We start from the raw sequence: 17,543 nt of genomic DNA on the forward strand, positions 1-17,543 counted from the left end.
ATGTCCAAGGCTAAATTCGAACGTACGAAGCCGCACGTGAACGTCGGCACCATCGGTCACGTCGACCACGGCAAGACCACGCTGACGGCGGCGCTGACGAAGGTGTGCGCGGAAGCGCGTGGCGGCGAGTTCCGCGCCTACGATCAGATCGACAACGCGCCGGAAGAGCGTGCGCGCGGGATCACGATCGCGACGGCGCACGTCGAGTACGAGTCGGACGCGCGTCACTACGCCCACGTGGACTGCCCGGGGCACGCCGACTACGTCAAGAACATGATCACCGGTGCGGCGCAGATGGACGGCGCGATCCTGGTGGTGTCGGCGGCCGACGGCCCGATGCCGCAGACGCGCGAGCACATCCTGCTGGCGCGCCAGGTCGGCGTTCCGCAGATCCTGGTCTACCTGAACAAGGCGGACATGGTCGACGACGAAGAGCTGCTGGAGCTGGTGGAGATGGAAGTCCGCGAGCTGCTGTCGAGCTACGACTTCCCGGGCGACGACACCCCGATCATCACCGGTTCGGCGCTGAAGGCGCTGGAAGGCGACGATTCGGACATCGGCGTGCCGTCGATCATGAAGCTGGTCGAGGCGCTGGACACCTACATTCCGACGCCGGAGCGTGACACCGACAAGCCGTTCCTGATGCCGATCGAGGACGTGTTCTCGATTTCGGGTCGCGGTACGGTGGTGACGGGTCGCATCGAGCGCGGCATCGTGACGGTGGGCGACGAGCTGGAAATCGTCGGCATCAAGGACACCACGAAGACGACCTGCACGGGCGTGGAGATGTTCCGCAAGCTGCTGGATCGCGGTGAGGCGGGCGACAACGTCGGCGTGCTGCTGCGCGGCACCAAGCGTGACGACGTCGAGCGCGGCCAGGTGCTGGCCAAGCCGGGCACGATCACGCCGCACACGCACTTCGAAGCCGAGGTGTACGTGCTGAGCAAGGAAGAGGGCGGCCGTCACACGCCGTTCTTCAAGGGCTACCGTCCGCAGTTCTACTTCCGCACGACCGACGTGACGGGTGCCGTGGAGCTGCCGGAAGGTGTCGAGATGGTGATGCCGGGCGACAACGTGAAGATCCAGGTCGAGCTGATCGCACCGATCGCCATGGAAGAAGGTCTGCGTTTCGCCATCCGTGAGGGTGGTCGGACCGTGGGCGCCGGCGTGGTTGCCAAGATCCACAAGTAAGCACGCGGGCGAGTTCCGGCCCGCCGCGGGCGGGTCGGATCCCGGTCGGTTTTCAACAGGCGAGTAGCTCAACTGGCAGAGCAGCGGTCTCCAAAACCGCAGGTTGGGGGTTCGAGTCCCTCCTCGCCTGCCACTCAATCAGCAGAAGTGCGATATGGCAGCCGAAAACAACGCAACGCGTGACATTCCGCTCTGGATCGTCGCCATCCTGATTCTCGCCGGCGGCATCGTCGGGTACGGGTATCTGGAAGGCCAGGTCCTGGATCTTGTCCGGATCGTCGTGCTGCTCGCAGCCGCCGGCCTGGCCCTGTTCGTCGCGTCCCGGACCTCCAAGGGCGGCGAATTCTTCAGCTATGTGCGAGAAGTCGACGTCGAGCGTCGCAAGGTGGTCTGGCCGACCCGGCAGGAAACGTTGCAGACCACGCTGATCGTGCTCGTGATCACGGTCATCGTCGGCATCATCCTGTTCGCGATGGATACCTTGTTCGGCTGGATCGTGCGGCGTCTGATCGGGCTCGGCGGAGAGCTCTGATGACCATGCGCTGGTACGTGGTTCATGCCTATTCGGGCTTCGAGAAGCAGGTTCAGCGGTCGCTGAAGGAGCGGATCGAGCGCGCCGACATGGAAGACCAGTTCGGCGAAATCCTGGTCCCGACCGAAGAGGTCGTGGAAATGAAGAAGGGCGTCAAGCGCAAGAGCGAGCGCAAGTTCTTCCCGGGCTACGTGCTGGTCGAGATGGAAATGAACGAAGACACCTGGCACCTGGTCAAGGACGTGCCGAAGGTGATGGGTTTCATCGGCGGACGGCAGGAAAAGCCGGCGCCGATCTCGCAGGCCGAGGCCGACGCGATCCTGAACCGCGTCAAGGAAGGCGTCGACAAGCCGCGGCCCAAGGTGCTGTTCGAGCCGGGCGAAATGGTCCGGGTCATCGATGGTCCGTTCAACGACTTCAACGGCACCGTCGAAGAAATCAACTACGAGAAGAGCCGCCTGCGTGTGGCCGTCTCGATCTTCGGGCGTTCGACGCCCGTCGAACTCGACTTCCAGCAGGTCGAGAAAGTGTAAGAAGTCCGCGACCGGCTGCGGCCGATCGCGAGGCCGGCGCGCCGTGAGGCGGGTCGGAACAATGAAACGACAACGATGGGGAGCCTCGTCGTACCGATCCAGGTCGGTGATCGGCAGGCGCTTGGACCCGAAGGAGAAACGACGATGGCGAAGAAGATTTCGGCCTACATCAAGCTGCAGGTTCCTGCAGGCCAGGCCAACCCGAGTCCGCCCGTGGGCCCCGCGCTGGGTCAGCACGGCGTGAACATCATGGAATTCTGCAAGGCGTTCAATGCCGCGACCCAGAGCATCGAGCCGGGCCTGCCGACGCCGGTGGTGATCACGGTCTACAACGACCGCAGCTTCACCTTCATCACCAAGACGCCGCCGGCCGCCGTGCTGCTGCGCAAGGCCGCCAAGATCCAGAAGGGCAGCGGTGAGCCGAACACGAAGAAGGTCGGTACGGTCACCCGTGCCCAGCTGGAAGAAATCGCCAGAATCAAGGAGCCCGACATGACCGCCGCCGACATGGACGCCGCCGTGCGGACCATTGCCGGTAGTGCGCGCAGCATGGGCCTGAACGTGGAGGGTCTCGAATAATGGCTGCCAATACCAAGCGTCGTCGCGCAATCCGCGAGAAGGTCGAAGCCGGAAAGCTGTACGGCATCGACGAGGCCCTGGAAATCCTGAAGGACCTCAGCAAGGTCAAGTTCACCGAAAGCGTGGACGTGGCCGTTCGGCTGGGTGTCGATCCGCGCAAGTCCGACCAGGTGGTCCGCGGCGCCATCGTGCTGCCGAACGGCACCGGAAAGAGTGTGCGCGTGGCCGTGTTCGCCCAGGGCGAGAACGCCGAGAAGGCCCAGGCCGCCGGTGCCGATATCGTCGGCATGGACGATCTGGCCGACACGATCAAGGGTGGGACGATCGATTTCGACGTCTGCATCGCCACCCCGGACGCCATGCGCGTGGTCGGTCGCCTCGGCACGGTGCTGGGTCCTCGCGGCCTGATGCCGAACCCGAAGGTCGGCACCGTCACGACCGACGTCGAGCAGGCGGTGAAGAACGCCAAGGCCGGCCAGGTCCAGTTCCGGACCGACAAGGGCGGCATCATCCACACGACGATCGGCAAGGCCGATTTCGATGTCGATGCACTGAAAGGAAATCTCGTGGCGCTGATCCAGGAGCTGGTCAAGTCCAAGCCGGCCGCCTCGAAGGGTCAGTATCTGAGAAAGATCGCGCTGTCGACGACCATGGGTCCCGGCATCACGATCGACAACGCGTCGCTGGATCTCTGATCCGGCAGCAAGGATTCGCACGGGCGCACGCGTCCGTGTGAAAAGCGGGCGTATCGCGGAGACCGTTTCCGCGCCCGTCATAGACCGCAGGTCCGAAGGTGGCAGACACCGGACGATAAAGGACGCGAGTCCGCCTGCGCAGATGGTGTCGCCCGATTCCCCGAATCGATCTTCGGATCACGGGAAAACGGCCACCAACGAGGTGCCGGATCGAAATCGGATCCGGTGTGGCTGGACGGTCGGAACGATCCGACCCTCCGACTTGACGGAGGTAGCACATGGCTCTCAGTCTTGAGCAGAAGAAGGCGGTCGTGGCGGAAGTGGCCCTGGTGGCCCAGTCCGCACACTCAGCCGTAGCTGCCGAATACCGTGGCATCACCGTAGAGAAGATGACCGAGATGCGGGCCAAGGCCCGTTCCGAAGGCGTCTATCTCAAGGTGGCCAAGAACACGCTGGTCAAGCGTGCCGTCGAGGGTACCGAGTTCGAATGCATGGCCGAGGAACTGACCGGTCCGCTGTTGTTCGCGTTCTCCATCGAGGACCCGGGCGCCGCAGCGCGGCTGATCAAGGACTTCGCGAAGAACGATGACAAGCTCGTCGTTCGTCTGGTTGCCATGGGCGCGACGCTTTATCAGGCTTCGGAGATCGAACGCCTGGCCAAGATGCCGACCCGCGACCAGGCCATTTCCATGCTGATGGGCGTCATGAAGGCGCCGATCGAGAAACTCGCCCGTACCCTCGCCGAGCCGCACGCCAAGCTGGTTCGTACGGTCGCCGCGGTTCGCGACAGCAAGCAGGCTGCCTGATCCTTTCGTTTATTTCGTTTAATGGAGTTTGAACAATGGCCGTTTCCAAAGAAGATATTCTTGAAACCATTTCCAACATGACCGTCGTCGAGGTCGTTGATCTCATCGAAGCGATGGAAGAGAAGTTCGGTGTCTCCGCTGCCGCTCCGGTGGCTGCTGCGGCTGCTCCGGCGGCCGGTGGCGAAGCCGCTGCTGCTGAAGAGAAGACCGAGTTCGACGTCGTCCTCGCAGGCTTCGGCGACAAGAAGGTCCAGGTCATCAAGGCCATCCGTGGCATTACGGGCCTGGGTCTGAAGGAAGCCAAGGACATGGTCGAGGGCGCTCCGTCCCCGGTCAAGGAAGGCGTCAGCAAGGAAGAAGCAGAAGACATCAAGAAGCAGCTCGAAGAAGCCGGCGCTACCGTCGAGGTCAAGTAATCTCGCCGGTCGCACATTGATGCCAGGCATGGGCTGGGCGTTCTCGGACGCCCGGCCCGTTCCTGTTTTCTATGCGGCCAGAAGAATCGATCGCCAGGGCCCGTTCCGGGTGTCCTGGCGGTTCAGTCTCGCATGAAGTGTCCCGGATCAACTGCACCAGCACGCGGGTGAAATGCCGATGAATTACTCGTTTACCGAAAAGAAGCGAATCCGGAAGGAATTTGGGGAACATGTGCAGGTTATTGACCCGCCGTTCCTGTTGTCAACCCAGGTGGAGTCATACAAGGAATTCCTGCAGGACAAGGTTCTTGAAAGCGACCGAGAGCCCAAGGGCCTGCACGGTGCGCTTTCGTCGGTGTTTCCGATCTCGAGCTACTCCGGCAACGCCGCGCTCGAGTACGTGAGCTACGAGCTCGGCAAGCCCGAGTTCGACGTCGTCGAGTGCAAGATGCGCGGAATGACCTATGCGGCGCCGCTGCGCGTCACGGTGCGCCTGGTCATCTACGACAAGGACAGCCCGGCTCGCAACAAGAAGGTCAAGGAGGTCAAGGAACAGGACGTCTACATGGGCGACCTGCCGCTGATGACCGAGACCGGCACGTTCATCATCAACGGCACCGAGCGCGTCATCGTCAACCAGATGCACCGTTCACCGGGCGTGTTCTACGACCACGACCGCGGCAAGACCCATTCGTCCGGAAAGCTGCTGTACAACGCGCGGGTGATTCCGTACCGCGGCAGCTGGCTGGACTTCGAGTTCGACCCCAAGGACTGCGTGTTCACCCGAATCGATCGTCGCCGCAAGCTGCCGGTGACGATCCTGCTGCGTGCGCTGGGCATGGAGGACGAGGAAATTCTCGATACCTTCTTCGAGAAGTCCAGGATCACCCTGCGCAAGAGCGACGCCAAGATCGACCTGGTGCCGAAACGCCTGCGCGGCGAAACCGCGCTGGCCGACATTGCCGACAAGGACGGCAACGTCATCGTCCAGAAGGATCGTCGCATCACCGCGCGTCACGTCAAGCAGATGGAAGACGCCGGGGTGAAGGCACTGGATGTGAGCGACGAATACCTGATCGGAAGGATTCTCGCCCACAACATCGTCGATACCGATTCCGGTGAGCTGATCGCGGCCTGCAACGACGAGATCACCGCCGAGCTGCTCGAAACGATGCGCGAGGCCAAGGTCAAGTCCTTCGAGATCCTCTACGTCAACGATCTCGATCAGGGTCCGTATATCTCGAGCACCCTGCGCATCGACCCGACCTCCAGCGAGCTCGAGGCGCTGTGGGAAATCTACAAGATGATGCGCCCGGGTGAGCCGCCGACCAAGGAAGCGGCCCAGAACCTGTTCAAGAACCTGTTCTTCACCGACGAGCGCTACGACCTGTCCTCGGTTGGCCGGATGAAGTTCAACCGGCGCGTCGGTCGCGACGAGCTGGAAGGCCCCGGCACGCTGGATCGCGAAGACATCCTGGCCGTGCTGAAGGTGCTGATCGACATCCGCAACGGCAACGGCACGGTCGATGACATCGATCACCTGGGTAACCGTCGTGTCCGTTCGGTCGGCGAGATGGCCGAGAACCAGTTCCGGATCGGCCTGGTCCGCGTCGAGCGCGCGGTCCGCGAGCGGCTGAGCATGGCCGAGAGCGAAGGCCTGGGTCCGCAGGACCTGATCAATGCCAAGCCGGTGGCCGCCGCGATCAAGGAATTCTTCGGCTCCTCGCAGCTGTCGCAGTTCATGGATCAGAACAACCCGCTGTCGGAAGTCACCCACAAGCGCCGCGTCTCGGCGCTGGGGCCGGGCGGTCTGACCCGCGAACGCGCCGGCTTCGAAGTTCGCGACGTCCATCCGACGCACTATGGCCGCTTGTGTCCGATCGAGACGCCGGAAGGTCCGAACATCGGCCTGATCAACTCGTTGGCCGTCTATTCGCGGACCAACAGCTACGGCTTCCTGGAGACGCCGTACTGCAAGGTGGTCAACGGCAAGGTCACCGATGACGTCACCTACCTTTCGGCGATCGAGGAGGGCGACTACGCGATCGCCCAGGCCAATGCCGAGCTCGACAAGAACCGCAAGTTCACCGCCGAACTGATTCCGTGCCGCCACCAGGGTGAGTTCACGCTCAAGACGCCGGAGGAGATCGATTACATCGACGTCTCGCCGCGCCAGATCGTGTCGGTGGCCGCGGCGATGGTGCCGTTCCTCGAGCACGATGACGCCAACCGCGCCCTGATGGGCTCGAACATGCAGCGCCAGGCCGTGCCGACGCTGCGCGTCGACAAGCCGCTGGTCGGCACCGGGCTGGAGCGCGTGGTCGCCACCGACTCCGGCGTGACGACCGTGGCGCTTCGCGGTGGTGTGGTCGACCAGGTCGATGCCGGCCGGATCGTCGTGCGCGCCAACGAAGAGGAAGTCGGCGAGGACGACCCGGGCGTGGACATCTACAACCTGGTCAAGTACCAGCGCTCGAACCAGAACACCTGCATGAACCAGCGTCCGCTGGTCAAGGTCGGCGACGTGGTCAGCGCCCGGGACGTGCTGGCCGACGGTCCGTCCACCGATCTCGGTGAGCTGGCCCTGGGCCAGAACATGCGCGTGGCGTTCATGCCCTGGAACGGCTACAACTTCGAGGATTCGATCCTGATCTCGGAGCGCGTGGTCCAGGAAGATCGCTTTACCTCGATCCATATCGAGGAGCTGACCTGTGTTGCCCGCGACACCAAGCTGGGCTCCGAAGAGATCACCAGCGACATCCCGAACGTCGGCGAGTACACCTTGAGCAAGCTCGACGATGCCGGGATCGTCTACATCGGCGCGGAAGTGCGCGCCGGCGACATCCTGGTCGGCAAGGTCACGCCGAAGGGCGAGACCCAGCTGACCCCGGAAGAGAAGCTGCTGCGCGCGATCTTCGGCGAGAAGGCCTCCGACGTGAAGGACACCTCGCTGCGCGTGCCTTCGGGCATGGACGGCACGGTCATCGACGTCCAGGTGTTCACCCGCGAGGGCGTCGACAAGGACTCCCGCGCGGTGTCGATCGAGAAGGAGCAGATCGACCAGGTGCGCAAGGACCTGGACGACCAGCTGCGAATCATGGAAGACGCGATCTTCAATCGCCTGCGCTCGCTGCTGCTCAACAAGGTGGTCGACAAGGGGCCGGGCCTGAAGAAGGGCGCCAAGGTCACCGACGACTATCTCGACGAGCTCAAGCGCGACCAGTGGTTCAAGCTGCGCATGCGCTCCGACGAAGCCCAGGACGTGCTCGAGCGCGCCCAGCGCCAGATCGAGAAGCAGCGCAAGCTGGCCGACGAGCGTTTCGAGGAAAAGAAGGGCAAGATCACCCGCGGCGACGATCTCGCGCCGGGCGTGCTGAAGATGGTCAAGGTCCACCTGGCCGTCAAGCGTCGCATGCAGCCGGGCGACAAGATGGCCGGCCGCCACGGCAACAAGGGCGTCATTTCGACGATTGTCCCGGTCGAGGACATGCCTTATGACGAAAGCGGTACACCGGTCGATATCGTGCTGAACCCGCTGGGTGTGCCGTCGCGCATGAACATCGGCCAGGTGCTTGAAACCCACCTCGGCCTGGCAGCGCACGGTCTCGGCAAGAAGATCGAGGCCATGCTCGAGGCGCAGGAGAAGCCGGCCAAGATCAAGAAGTTCCTCGAGGAGATCTACAACTCGGATCGCAAGGGCCGGGTCTCGTTGAACGAATTCAGCGAGGGCGAGGTGCTCGAGCTGGCCGGCAACCTGACCGGTGGCGTGCCGATGGCCACGCCGGTGTTCGATGGTGCCGACGAGCAGGAGATCAAGAAACTGCTGAAGATGGCCGACCTGCCGGAAAGCGGTCAGATGACGCTGTACGACGGACGGACCGGCGATGCATTCGATCGGCCGGTGACCGTGGGCTACATGTACATGCTCAAGCTCAACCACCTGGTCGACGACAAGATGCATGCGCGTTCGACCGGGCCATACAGCCTGGTGACCCAGCAGCCGTTGGGCGGCAAGGCCCAGTTCGGCGGGCAGCGCTTCGGCGAGATGGAGGTCTGGGCGCTGGAAGCCTACGGGGCCGCCTTCACGCTGCAGGAAATGCTGACCGTCAAGTCCGACGACGTCCAGGGCCGGAACCAGATGTACAAGGCCATCGTCGATGGCAACCACCGCATGGTGGCCGGCATGCCGGAGTCCTTCAACGTTCTCGTGAAGGAAATCCGCTCGCTGGGCATCAACATTGAACTCGAAGAATCCTGATCGAGGAGGAGGATCCACGTGCGCGATCTGCTGAATTTCTACAAGCGCCAGCATCAGATCACTGATTTTGATGCGATTCGCATTGGTCTGGCCCAGCCGGACATGATCCGTTCCTGGTCGTTCGGAGAGGTCAAGAAGCCGGAAACGATCAATTACCGGACCTTCAAGCCGGAGCGGGAAGGGCTGTTCTGTGCGGCCATCTTCGGCCCGGTGAAGGACTACGAGTGCCTGTGCGGCAAGTACAAGCGCATGAAGCATCGTGGTGTGAAGTGCGAGAAGTGCGGCACCGAGGTCACCCTGACCAAGGTCCGCCGCGAGCGCATGGGTCATATCGACCTGGCCAGCCCGGTGGCCCACATCTGGTTCCTGAAGTCGCTGCCGTCGCGCATCGGCCTGATGCTGGACATGACGCTGCGCGACATCGAGCGCATCCTGTACTTCGAGTCCTACCTGGTGCTCGATCCGGGCATGACGCCGCTGGAGCGCGGTCAGCTGCTGACCGATGACCAGTACCTCGAAGCCATGGAAACCTACGGCGACGAATTCGACGCCAAGATGGGTGCCGAGGCGATCTACGACATGCTCAAGCACGTCGATCTGGCCACGGAGCTGTCCCAGCTGCGCGAAGACATCGCGTCGACCAACTCGGAGACCAAGATCAAGCGGCTGACCAAGCGGATCAAGCTGGTCGAGGCGTTCCTGGAGTCCGGGAACCGTCCGGAGTACATGATCCTGACCGTGCTGCCGGTGCTGCCGCCGGACCTGCGTCCGCTGGTTCCGCTCGACGGCGGTCGGTTCGCGACTTCGGACCTCAACGACCTGTACCGTCGAGTCATCAACCGCAACAACCGTCTCAAGCGACTGCTCGAACTCAATGCGCCGGACATCATCGTGCGCAACGAGAAGCGGATGCTGCAGGAAGCGGTCGATGCACTGCTCGACAACGGTCGTCGCGGCCGCGCCATCACCGGGACCAACAAACGTCCGCTGAAGTCGCTGGCCGACATGATCAAGGGCAAGCAGGGTCGATTCCGCCAGAACCTGCTCGGCAAGCGCGTCGATTACTCCGGCCGTTCCGTGATCGTGGTCGGGCCGACCCTGAAGTTGCATGAATGCGGCCTGCCGAAGAAGATGGCGCTGGAACTGTTCAAGCCGTTCATCTTCTCGAAGCTGCAGCGCCGCGGCATGGCGCCGACGATCAAGGCGGCCAAGAAGCTGGTCGAGAAGGAAGAAGGCGAAGTCTGGGATATTCTCGAGGAGGTCATCCGCGAGCATCCGGTGCTGCTCAACCGTGCACCGACGCTCCACCGCCTCGGCATCCAGGCCTTCGAGCCGGTCCTGATCGAAGGCAAGGCCATCCAGCTGCACCCGCTGGTCTGTACCGCATTCAACGCCGACTTCGACGGCGACCAGATGGCCGTGCACGTTCCGCTGAGCCTGGAAGCCCAGCTGGAAGCGCGCGCGCTGATGATGTCGTCGAACAACATCCTGTCGCCTGCCAACGGCGAGCCGATCATCGTACCGACCCAGGACGTCGTCCTCGGCCTGTACTACATGACCCGCGAACTGGCCGGGGCCAAGGGCGAGGGCATGGCGTTCTCCGATACGGCCGAAGTCCACCGCGCCTACCTGAACAAGCAGGTCGAGCTGCAGGCGCCGATCTCGGTGCGCGTGACCGAGTTCATCAAGAACGAAGACGGCGAGTTCATTCCGCATACGGAACGTCGCCAGACCACTGCCGGTCGCGCGCTGCTGTTCGAGATCGCGCCGAAGGGCATGCGGTTCGAGCTCTTCAACCGGGCGCTGAAGAAGAAGCAGATCTCCAAGCTGATCGACGAGTCGTACCGCGAGCTGGGTCTGAAGAAGACCGTGGTCTTTGCCGACCAGCTGATGTACACCGGTTTTGCGAATTCCACCCGCGCCGGCGTCTCGATCTGCCTGGACGACCTGCAGATTCCGCCGGAGAAGAAGAAGATTCTCGACCAGGCCGAGCAGGAAGTGCTCGACATCCAGAACCAGTACGCCTCGGGCGTGGTAACGGCCGGCGAGCGCTACAACAAGGTGGTCGACATCTGGTCGCGCTGCAACGAGGAAGTCGCACGAGCGATGATGCGTCGGATCGGCAAGGAGATCCGCATCGACAAGGACGGCAACGAGGTCGAGCAGGATTCCATGAACTCGATCTTCATCATGGCCGACTCCGGTGCGCGTGGTTCCGCCGCGCAGATCCGCCAGCTGGCCGGCATGCGAGGCCTGATGGCCAAGCCGGACGGCTCGATCATCGAGACGCCGATCACCGCAAACTTCCGCGAGGGACTGAACGTCCTGCAGTACTTCATCTCGACCCACGGTGCGCGAAAGGGCCTGGCCGATACGGCGCTCAAGACCGCAAACTCCGGGTACCTGACCCGCCGCCTGGTCGACGTCTCACAGGATCTCGTGGTCATCGAAGAAGACTGCGGTACCGAGAACGGGCTGGAGATGCTGCCGATCGTCGAAGGCGGTGACGTCGTCGAACCGCTCGGCGAGCGGATCCTGGGTCGCGTGCTGGCCGAGGACATCTATCCGGCCGACAGCGACGAGGTGCTCGTTGCGCGCGGCGCACTGATCGACGAGCGCTGCGTGGCGCTGCTGGAAGAAAACGCGATCGACCGCGTGCTGGTCCGCTCGCCGATCACCTGCGAGACCCGGTACGGCATCTGCGCCACCTGCTACGGCCGTGACCTGGCGCGCGGATCGGAAGTCAACATCGGCGAAGCGGTCGGTGTGATCGCCGCCCAGTCGATCGGCGAGCCCGGCACCCAGCTGACGATGCGGACGTTCCATATCGGGGGCGCGGCATCGCGGGCGGTCGCGATCGACCAGATCGAGGTCAAGTCGGCCGGGTCCATCCGGCTGCACAACCTGAAGTCGGTCGAGAACAAGGACAACAAGCTGGTCGCGGTGTCGCGTTCCGGCGAACTGTCGTTGATCGACAGCCACGGACGTGAGCGCGAGCGCTACAAGATTCCGTACGGCGCGATCCTGAGCGTTCGCGAGGGCGACAAGGTCGAAGCCGGCCAGGTCGTCGCCAACTGGGATCCGCACACCCACCCGGTGGTCGCAGAAGTCAATGGTCGTACGTCGTTCCAGGATTTCATCGACGGCGTGACCGTGACCGAACAGACCGACGACGTGACCGGCCTGACCAGTATCGTGGTGACCGACCCGAAGAAGCGCGGTTCGGAAGGCAAGGACCTGCGTCCGACGATTCGCCTGGTCGACAAGAAGGGCAAGCCGCTGATGCTGCCGGGCACCAACCAGCCGGCCCAGAACTACCTGCCGGCCGGTGCGGTGATCAACTGCCGCGACGGCGACGAGGTGCAGGTCGGTGACATCCTGGCGCGCATCCCGCAGGAATCGTCGAAGACCCGCGATATCACCGGGGGTCTGCCGCGTGTGGCCGACTTGTTCGAAGCCCGCAAGCCGAAGGAACCGGCCATCCTGGCCGAGGCCTCCGGTACCGTGAGCTACGGAAAGGAAACCAAGGGCAAGCAGCGCCTGGTCATCACCGATGAGGCCGGCGACACTCACGAGGAGCTGATTCCGAAGTGGCGCCAGATCCTGGTGTTCGAGGGTGAGCATGTCGAAAAGGGCGAGACCGTCGTCGACGGCGAGCCGAACCCGCACGACATCCTCAGACTGCTCGGCGTCGAGGCCCTGGCGAACTACCTGGTGCAGGAAATCCAGGACGTCTATCGCCTGCAGGGCGTGAAGATCAACGACAAGCACATCGAGGTGATCATCCGCCAGATGCTGCGCAAGGTCGAGATTCTCGGCTCCGGCGACAGCAAGTTCCTGCCGGGTGAGCAGCTCGACGCGGTCCGCGTGATCGAGGAGAACCAGCGCCTGGAGAAGGACGGTCTGCAGCCGGCCCGCTGGCAGGCGGTGCTGCTGGGCATCACCAAGGCATCGCTGGCCACCGAGTCGTTCATTTCGGCGGCCTCGTTCCAGGAGACCACCCGGGTGCTGACCGATGCCGCGGTGCGCGGCACGGTCGATCACCTGCGCGGCCTGAAGGAGAACGTGATCGTCGGTCGCCTGATCCCCGCCGGTACCGGACGCGTGGCGCGCGAGCGTCGGCGTGAGGATGTCGAGGTGATCGGTGATACGGAGGCGGAACTGGCCGCGCTGCTGCGAGCCAACGAAGCCGAGTCGGCGGTCACGGTCGACGCCGGCGGCGACGACGCGGCCGAATAGTAGCCGTCATCGATCCGGGCGGCCCGCCGCCCGGATCGTGGCGTACGAATCAACCTGGATCGCGGGTACAATCCCGCGTCCTTCGAATAATCCGTCATGCCGACCGGGATGATCGACCGGTCCATCGAGCAGGAGTCAACATGGTCAAGATCCGACTGGCACGTGGTGGTGCCAAGAAGCAGCCCTTCTACCACATCGTGGTTACCGACAGCCGCAACCGCCGGGACGGCCGCTACATCGAGCGGCTCGGCTTCTTCAATCCGGTCGCGCGCGGCCAGGCCGAGCGTCTTCGCGTCGACCTGGAGCGTTACGAACACTGGGTCGGAGAAGGCGCCCAGGTGTCCGAGCGTGTCGGCCACCTTGTCAACGAGTCGCGCAAGGCCGCCTCGGCCGACGCCTGATCCGGCATGGGCGGTCCCCTCAAGGACGTGCCGGTCGAGGATGAGCTCATCCCCGTCGGGCGCTTGAGCGGGGCCTGGGGTGTGGGCGGCGCCGTCAAGGTGTTTTCCTACACCGATCCGCCCGAGCAGATCTTCGAGTACCAGCCCTGGCGAACCGACGGTTCGCCAGGGCTGTTGCGTGTGCTGGGCTGGCGTCGCCAGGGGCCGCGCCTGGTCGCCGAGATCGAGCAGATCCCGACCCGCGAAGATGCCGAGCGGCTGGCGGGCCTGAACCTTTCGGTGCCGCGCTCGGCGCTGCCGCGGCCACCGGACGGGCGGTACTACTGGCGAGACCTGATCGGACTCGAGGTCGAGAACCGCGAAGGTCGACCACTGGGCCGGGTGCGCGAACTGCTCGATGCCGGCGTCCACGACGTGCTGGTCATCGATCGCCCGGGCCCGGGCGTGGATCACCTGGTGCCGTTCGTGCGCGGCCGGTTCGTCGATTCGGTCGATCTGAAGACCGGTCGGATCGTTGTCGACTGGCAGCCCGAATGGACCGACGCGGAGTGAGCGTGCTCGAAGAGATCCACGTCGTTTCGATCTTTCCCGGCTGGTTTCAATCGCTCGAAGCGCTTGGGTTGACCGGCCGTGCACTGGCCGAGCGCCGCGTTCGCCTCCGCACCTTCGACCCACGCGACTATGCCGAGGGCGTTCATCGCAGCGTCGACGACCGGCCCTACGGAGGCGGCCCGGGCATGGTGATGCGGCCCGAGCCGCTGGCGCGGGCGATCGAGGCCGCGTCGACAGGCTCCGACAGCCCGGTCGCCGCGCTGACCCCCCAGGGGAGGCCGCTCGACCAGCAGGCGGTCGAACAGCTGGCGGCCAGGCCGCGTCTGATCCTGGTCTGCGGTCGATACGAAGGCATCGATGAGCGGGTCCACGAAACCCTGGTCGACGAGGAGTGGTCGCTGGGCGACTTCGTACTGTCTGGTGGCGAACTGGCAGCCGCGGCGTTGATCGATGCGGTGGTCCGCCTGCAGCCCGGCGTGCTGGGCCACGCCGAGTCCGCAGCCCAGGATTCGTTCGCCCAGGGTCTGCTCGACTGCCCGCACTACACGCGGCCCGAGCAGTGGCGCGGGCTGGACGTGCCGGAGGTCCTGCGCTCCGGCGACCACGCGGCAATCGCGCGCTGGCGCCGCCGCCAGGCGCTCGAGCGCACCCGGGATCGCCGCCCCGACCTGATTGCCCGGCTCGACCGGGAGGACCGGCTCGATGCCACCGACCGGGCCATCCTGGCGGCATCCGATCCCGATTGAATCCAGGCCCCGGGGCTTTCGCGTGAAACGATCTTGCGTTATACTTTCGCGCTTGACTTCGCGGGCATCGTCGCCCGCGCCGAACGGACCGACGGGATCGCCTTGACGGCCGAACCTGTCGGCGAAGCACTTGCCGAAGAATTTGCCGAGCGGACGGGATTCGCATCATGAATATCATCGATCAGATCAACGCAGAACAGACCCAGCGGGAAATCCCGGATTTCGCGCCCGGAGACACCGTTGTCGTGAACCTGTGGGTTCGCGAGGGCGAACGTCAGCGCCTGCAGGCGTTCGAAGGCGTCGTCATCGCACGTCGCAACCGCGGCCTGCATTCGGCCTTCACGGTACGCAAGATCTCGCACGGCACGGGGGTGGAGCGCGTGTTCCAGAGCTACAGCCCGTTGATCGAGTCGATCACGGTCAAGCGCAAGGGCCGCGTTCGCCGCGCCAAGCTGTTCTACCTGCGCAATCTGGAAGGCAAGGCGGCGCGCATCCGCGAGAAGCTTACCGGTCGCGCTCGCGCGTCCTGACGCTTCATCGGAAAGGCCGAGCCCCGTGTGCCCGGCTTTTCGATCGCAGCGGTTCCCTGAACGGCCCGGTCTTCGCACCGGGCCGTTTCCTTGTGCTTCCAACGGCCGCTCGGGCGCTGCCCGCTGACAGGATCGAACGACCATGCGACCCGGTTTGTTCCGCTGGATCATGAACCTGTGGCCGCCGTACCGCGGCGCCGGCGTTCGGGTGCGTGAGATCGCGCCCGATTGGCGCTATGTCCGGGTCGATCTGGTCGCGACGCTGCTCAATCGCAACTACGTCGGGGTCCACTTCGGCGGCAGCCTGTTCTCGATGGCCGACCCGTTCCTGATGCTGATGTACATCAAGGCGCTGGGCCCGGACTACGTGGTCTGGGATCATTCGGCCTCGATCCGGTTCGTCCGGCCGGGCAGGGGGACGGTGACGGCCGAGTTCCGCCTCGACGAGGCGATGCTCGAGGAGGTGCGCGCGGCGACCTCAGCGGGCGAACGGTACCTCAAGACCCATGTCGTGGAAGTGTTCGACCAGCAGGGCGAACTCGTCGCCCGGATCGAACGGACCGTGTACGTCCGACGCAAGGCGCCCGTTCACGACGGGGCCGGGTCGAGCGACTCAGGCCGGTGACGAAGAGCCTTCGGTCGACGCGTCCGCGTTCCTGGCCGCCGGTGGAGTCTTCTTCGTGCCGGCTTGCGTGGACGCGGCTTCCGGGCGGATCTCGCTGGAGCCGTTGAATCGCCCGCCCGGCTCGATCACCAGGTCGACCGTGACCACGTTGCCCTCGACCACGCCGCCGGCGACGATCTCCAGCCGTTCGGCCTCGATCCGGCCCTGCACCCGGCCGCTGACGAGCACGCGGCGGGCGCGAATCTCACCCTCGAGGCGGCCGCTCTGACCGACGGTGACATCGGCGTCGGACTGGATGTCGCCCTCGATCCGGCCGTCCAGGTGGAGGTTGTCGTTCAGGGTGAGATTGCCGACCAGCTGGGTGTCGGATCCGATGATGGTGGATCCAGAACTCGTACCTTGCTGCGGACGGTCTCTGCCAAGGATTCCCATTGCACGCGTTCCTCTTTTTCGAATACCAGGTCATAGCGGTCGAGGGACCAGTCCAGAAATGGACGCGGATCCAGCCGACGGCCGAGATAGCGCACTTCATAGTGCAGGTGGGGCGCGGCCGATAGCCCGGTGTTGCCCGACTTCCCGATCGGCTCGCCTTCGCGGACGTACTGGCCGACGCGGACATCGACATCGTCGAGATGCGCGTACAGGGTCGTGAACCCGTAGTTATGGACCAGTTTCACCATGGTGCCGAGCCCGGAACCGGGATTCGGACCGGCCCATTCGACCACGCCGTCGGCGGTGGCCAGGACCGGGGTCCCGGGAGCGGCACGCATGTCGACACCGCCGTGCAGCCGCGTGCCCTCGGTGACCGGGTGGTCACGCATACCGAACCCGGAGGTGATCCGGGTTTCCGCCAGCGGATAGCCGCTGGGCACGGAGGTCAGGAGCAGGCGGCGCTCCAGGGCAGTGTGGCTGGCTACGGAAATCCGCTCCGCGACCGGCAACGCCTCCGGCGGGCGTACGCCGATGATCGTTTCGAGCTGCTCCAGTTCGTCGGTCAACGCGATCAGTTCGCGGGCGCGGCTGTCGATCTGTTCGTTCAGTCGGTTCTGGTGGCTCAGCAACTCATGGTTGCGTTCTTCGACCGTGCGGTTCTGTTCGCGGAGTTCGGCCAGGTCGCCGTTCAGACCGTCGATCCGCCCCGACAGGAGCTGGATGACCATCAGGCTGCCGAGGAACACCAGCGCGACGACGCCGGCGCCGCCCAGTGCCGCCCGCCACATCACCTGGGACAGCGTGTAATGCCGTGCCCCGCGGTAGTCGGAAACGGTGATTCGGTAATGCTGTCGCATGCGCAGGAAACCGTGGCGCGCCGCCCGATGGGAACGTGACGCGGGAACCTTCCATTATCCCGATGCCGGGCGGCCGGCGCAACGGGCGGCGGGCCTTGAAAAAATGCCGGTCACCGCCCATCTACGCCAGGTCTTCGTGAAGCAATCGTCG

At 64.3% G+C, this 17,543-nt stretch carries 15 protein-coding genes, 1 tRNA gene and 1 pseudogene; 15 read left to right on the forward strand and 2 right to left on the reverse strand.

Annotated features, from left to right (window positions below; all coding sequences use genetic code 11):
- The 15 genes and pseudogenes from tuf (at nt 1) to HFP89_RS01270 (ending at nt 16,103) form a co-directional block, all read left to right on the forward strand.
- Nucleotides 1–1,191 (forward strand): elongation factor Tu, encoded by a 1,191-nt coding sequence (gene tuf / locus HFP89_RS01200; protein ID WP_168715786.1) that lies wholly within the window; start codon nt 1–3, stop codon nt 1,189–1,191.
- Nucleotides 1,192–1,248: 57 nt separating this feature from the next.
- Nucleotides 1,249–1,324, forward strand: a tRNA-Trp gene (locus HFP89_RS01205).
- A 21-nt stretch (nt 1,325–1,345) separates the two neighbouring features.
- A complete protein-coding gene (gene secE, locus HFP89_RS01210) occupies nt 1,346–1,723 on the forward strand; it encodes a preprotein translocase subunit SecE (RefSeq protein ID WP_168715819.1) in 378 nt (125 codons plus the stop codon).
- Nucleotides 1,723–2,256 (forward strand): transcription termination/antitermination protein NusG, encoded by a 534-nt coding sequence (nusG, locus tag HFP89_RS01215; protein WP_168715820.1) that lies wholly within the window; start codon nt 1,723–1,725, stop codon nt 2,254–2,256. The genes secE and nusG overlap by 1 nt, the downstream gene beginning before the upstream one ends.
- A gap of 144 nt (nt 2,257–2,400) precedes the next feature.
- On the forward strand, nt 2,401–2,835 hold the full coding sequence (gene rplK / locus HFP89_RS01220; RefSeq protein ID WP_168715821.1) for a 50S ribosomal protein L11: 435 nt from the start codon (nt 2,401–2,403) through the stop codon (nt 2,833–2,835).
- Nucleotides 2,835–3,530 carry a 50S ribosomal protein L1 gene (rplA, locus tag HFP89_RS01225; RefSeq protein WP_168715822.1) on the forward strand — a complete coding sequence of 232 codons (696 nt, stop codon included), beginning with the start codon at nt 2,835–2,837 and terminating at the stop codon, nt 3,528–3,530. Before rplK ends, rplA begins: the two co-directional genes overlap by 1 nt.
- 278 nt (nt 3,531–3,808) lie before the next feature.
- Complete coding sequence (gene rplJ / locus HFP89_RS01230) at nt 3,809–4,336, forward strand: 50S ribosomal protein L10 (RefSeq protein ID WP_168715823.1); 528 nt, start codon at nt 3,809–3,811, stop codon at nt 4,334–4,336.
- 35 nt (nt 4,337–4,371) lie between these two features.
- Entirely contained in the window at nt 4,372–4,752 is a 381-nt protein-coding gene (gene rplL / locus HFP89_RS01235) for a 50S ribosomal protein L7/L12 (RefSeq protein ID WP_168715824.1), read from the forward strand.
- Between the two features lie 178 nt (nt 4,753–4,930).
- Entirely contained in the window at nt 4,931–9,010 is a 4,080-nt protein-coding gene (gene rpoB / locus HFP89_RS01240) for a DNA-directed RNA polymerase subunit beta (protein WP_168715825.1), read from the forward strand.
- A gap of 18 nt (nt 9,011–9,028) precedes the next feature.
- Nucleotides 9,029–13,138: pseudogene (gene rpoC, locus HFP89_RS01245) on the forward strand (DNA-directed RNA polymerase subunit beta'); the annotation flags it as partial.
- Nucleotides 13,139–13,389: 251 nt separating this feature from the next.
- Nucleotides 13,390–13,650 carry a 30S ribosomal protein S16 gene (gene rpsP, locus HFP89_RS01250; protein WP_168715827.1) on the forward strand — a complete coding sequence of 87 codons (261 nt, stop codon included), beginning with the start codon at nt 13,390–13,392 and terminating at the stop codon, nt 13,648–13,650.
- A gap of 6 nt (nt 13,651–13,656) precedes the next feature.
- Nucleotides 13,657–14,202: a ribosome maturation factor RimM gene (gene rimM, locus HFP89_RS01255; protein ID WP_168715828.1), complete on the forward strand. Its 546-nt coding sequence runs from the start codon at nt 13,657–13,659 to the stop codon at nt 14,200–14,202.
- Nucleotides 14,203–14,216: 14 nt separating this feature from the next.
- Complete coding sequence (gene trmD, locus HFP89_RS01260) at nt 14,217–14,948, forward strand: tRNA (guanosine(37)-N1)-methyltransferase TrmD (protein WP_346775174.1); 732 nt, start codon at nt 14,217–14,219, stop codon at nt 14,946–14,948.
- A 167-nt stretch (nt 14,949–15,115) separates the two neighbouring features.
- The gene (rplS, locus tag HFP89_RS01265) at nt 15,116–15,478 is read left to right on the forward strand and encodes a 50S ribosomal protein L19 (protein WP_168715830.1); all 363 of its coding nucleotides are present in this window, start codon (nt 15,116–15,118) and stop codon (nt 15,476–15,478) included.
- 142 nt (nt 15,479–15,620) lie between these two features.
- Nucleotides 15,621–16,103, forward strand: coding sequence for a DUF4442 domain-containing protein (locus HFP89_RS01270; RefSeq protein ID WP_168715831.1), 483 nt, complete (start codon nt 15,621–15,623; stop codon nt 16,101–16,103).
- On the opposite strand, the gene HFP89_RS01275 is transcribed toward HFP89_RS01270, so the two are convergent.
- Both HFP89_RS01275 and HFP89_RS01280 read right to left on the reverse strand, forming a co-directional pair.
- On the reverse strand, nt 16,092–16,535 hold the full coding sequence (locus HFP89_RS01275; RefSeq protein ID WP_168715832.1) for a polymer-forming cytoskeletal protein: 444 nt from the start codon (nt 16,533–16,535) through the stop codon (nt 16,092–16,094). The two genes, HFP89_RS01270 and HFP89_RS01275, sit on opposite strands and share 12 nt — an antisense overlap.
- On the reverse strand, nt 16,439–17,392 hold the full coding sequence (locus HFP89_RS01280; RefSeq protein ID WP_168715833.1) for a M23 family metallopeptidase: 954 nt from the start codon (nt 17,390–17,392) through the stop codon (nt 16,439–16,441). The genes HFP89_RS01275 and HFP89_RS01280 overlap by 97 nt, the downstream gene beginning before the upstream one ends.
- Nucleotides 17,393–17,543 lie beyond the last annotated feature (151 nt).

The organism is Wenzhouxiangella sp. XN79A (genome assembly GCF_012272825.1).
Lineage (GTDB): Bacteria > Pseudomonadota > Gammaproteobacteria > Xanthomonadales > Wenzhouxiangellaceae.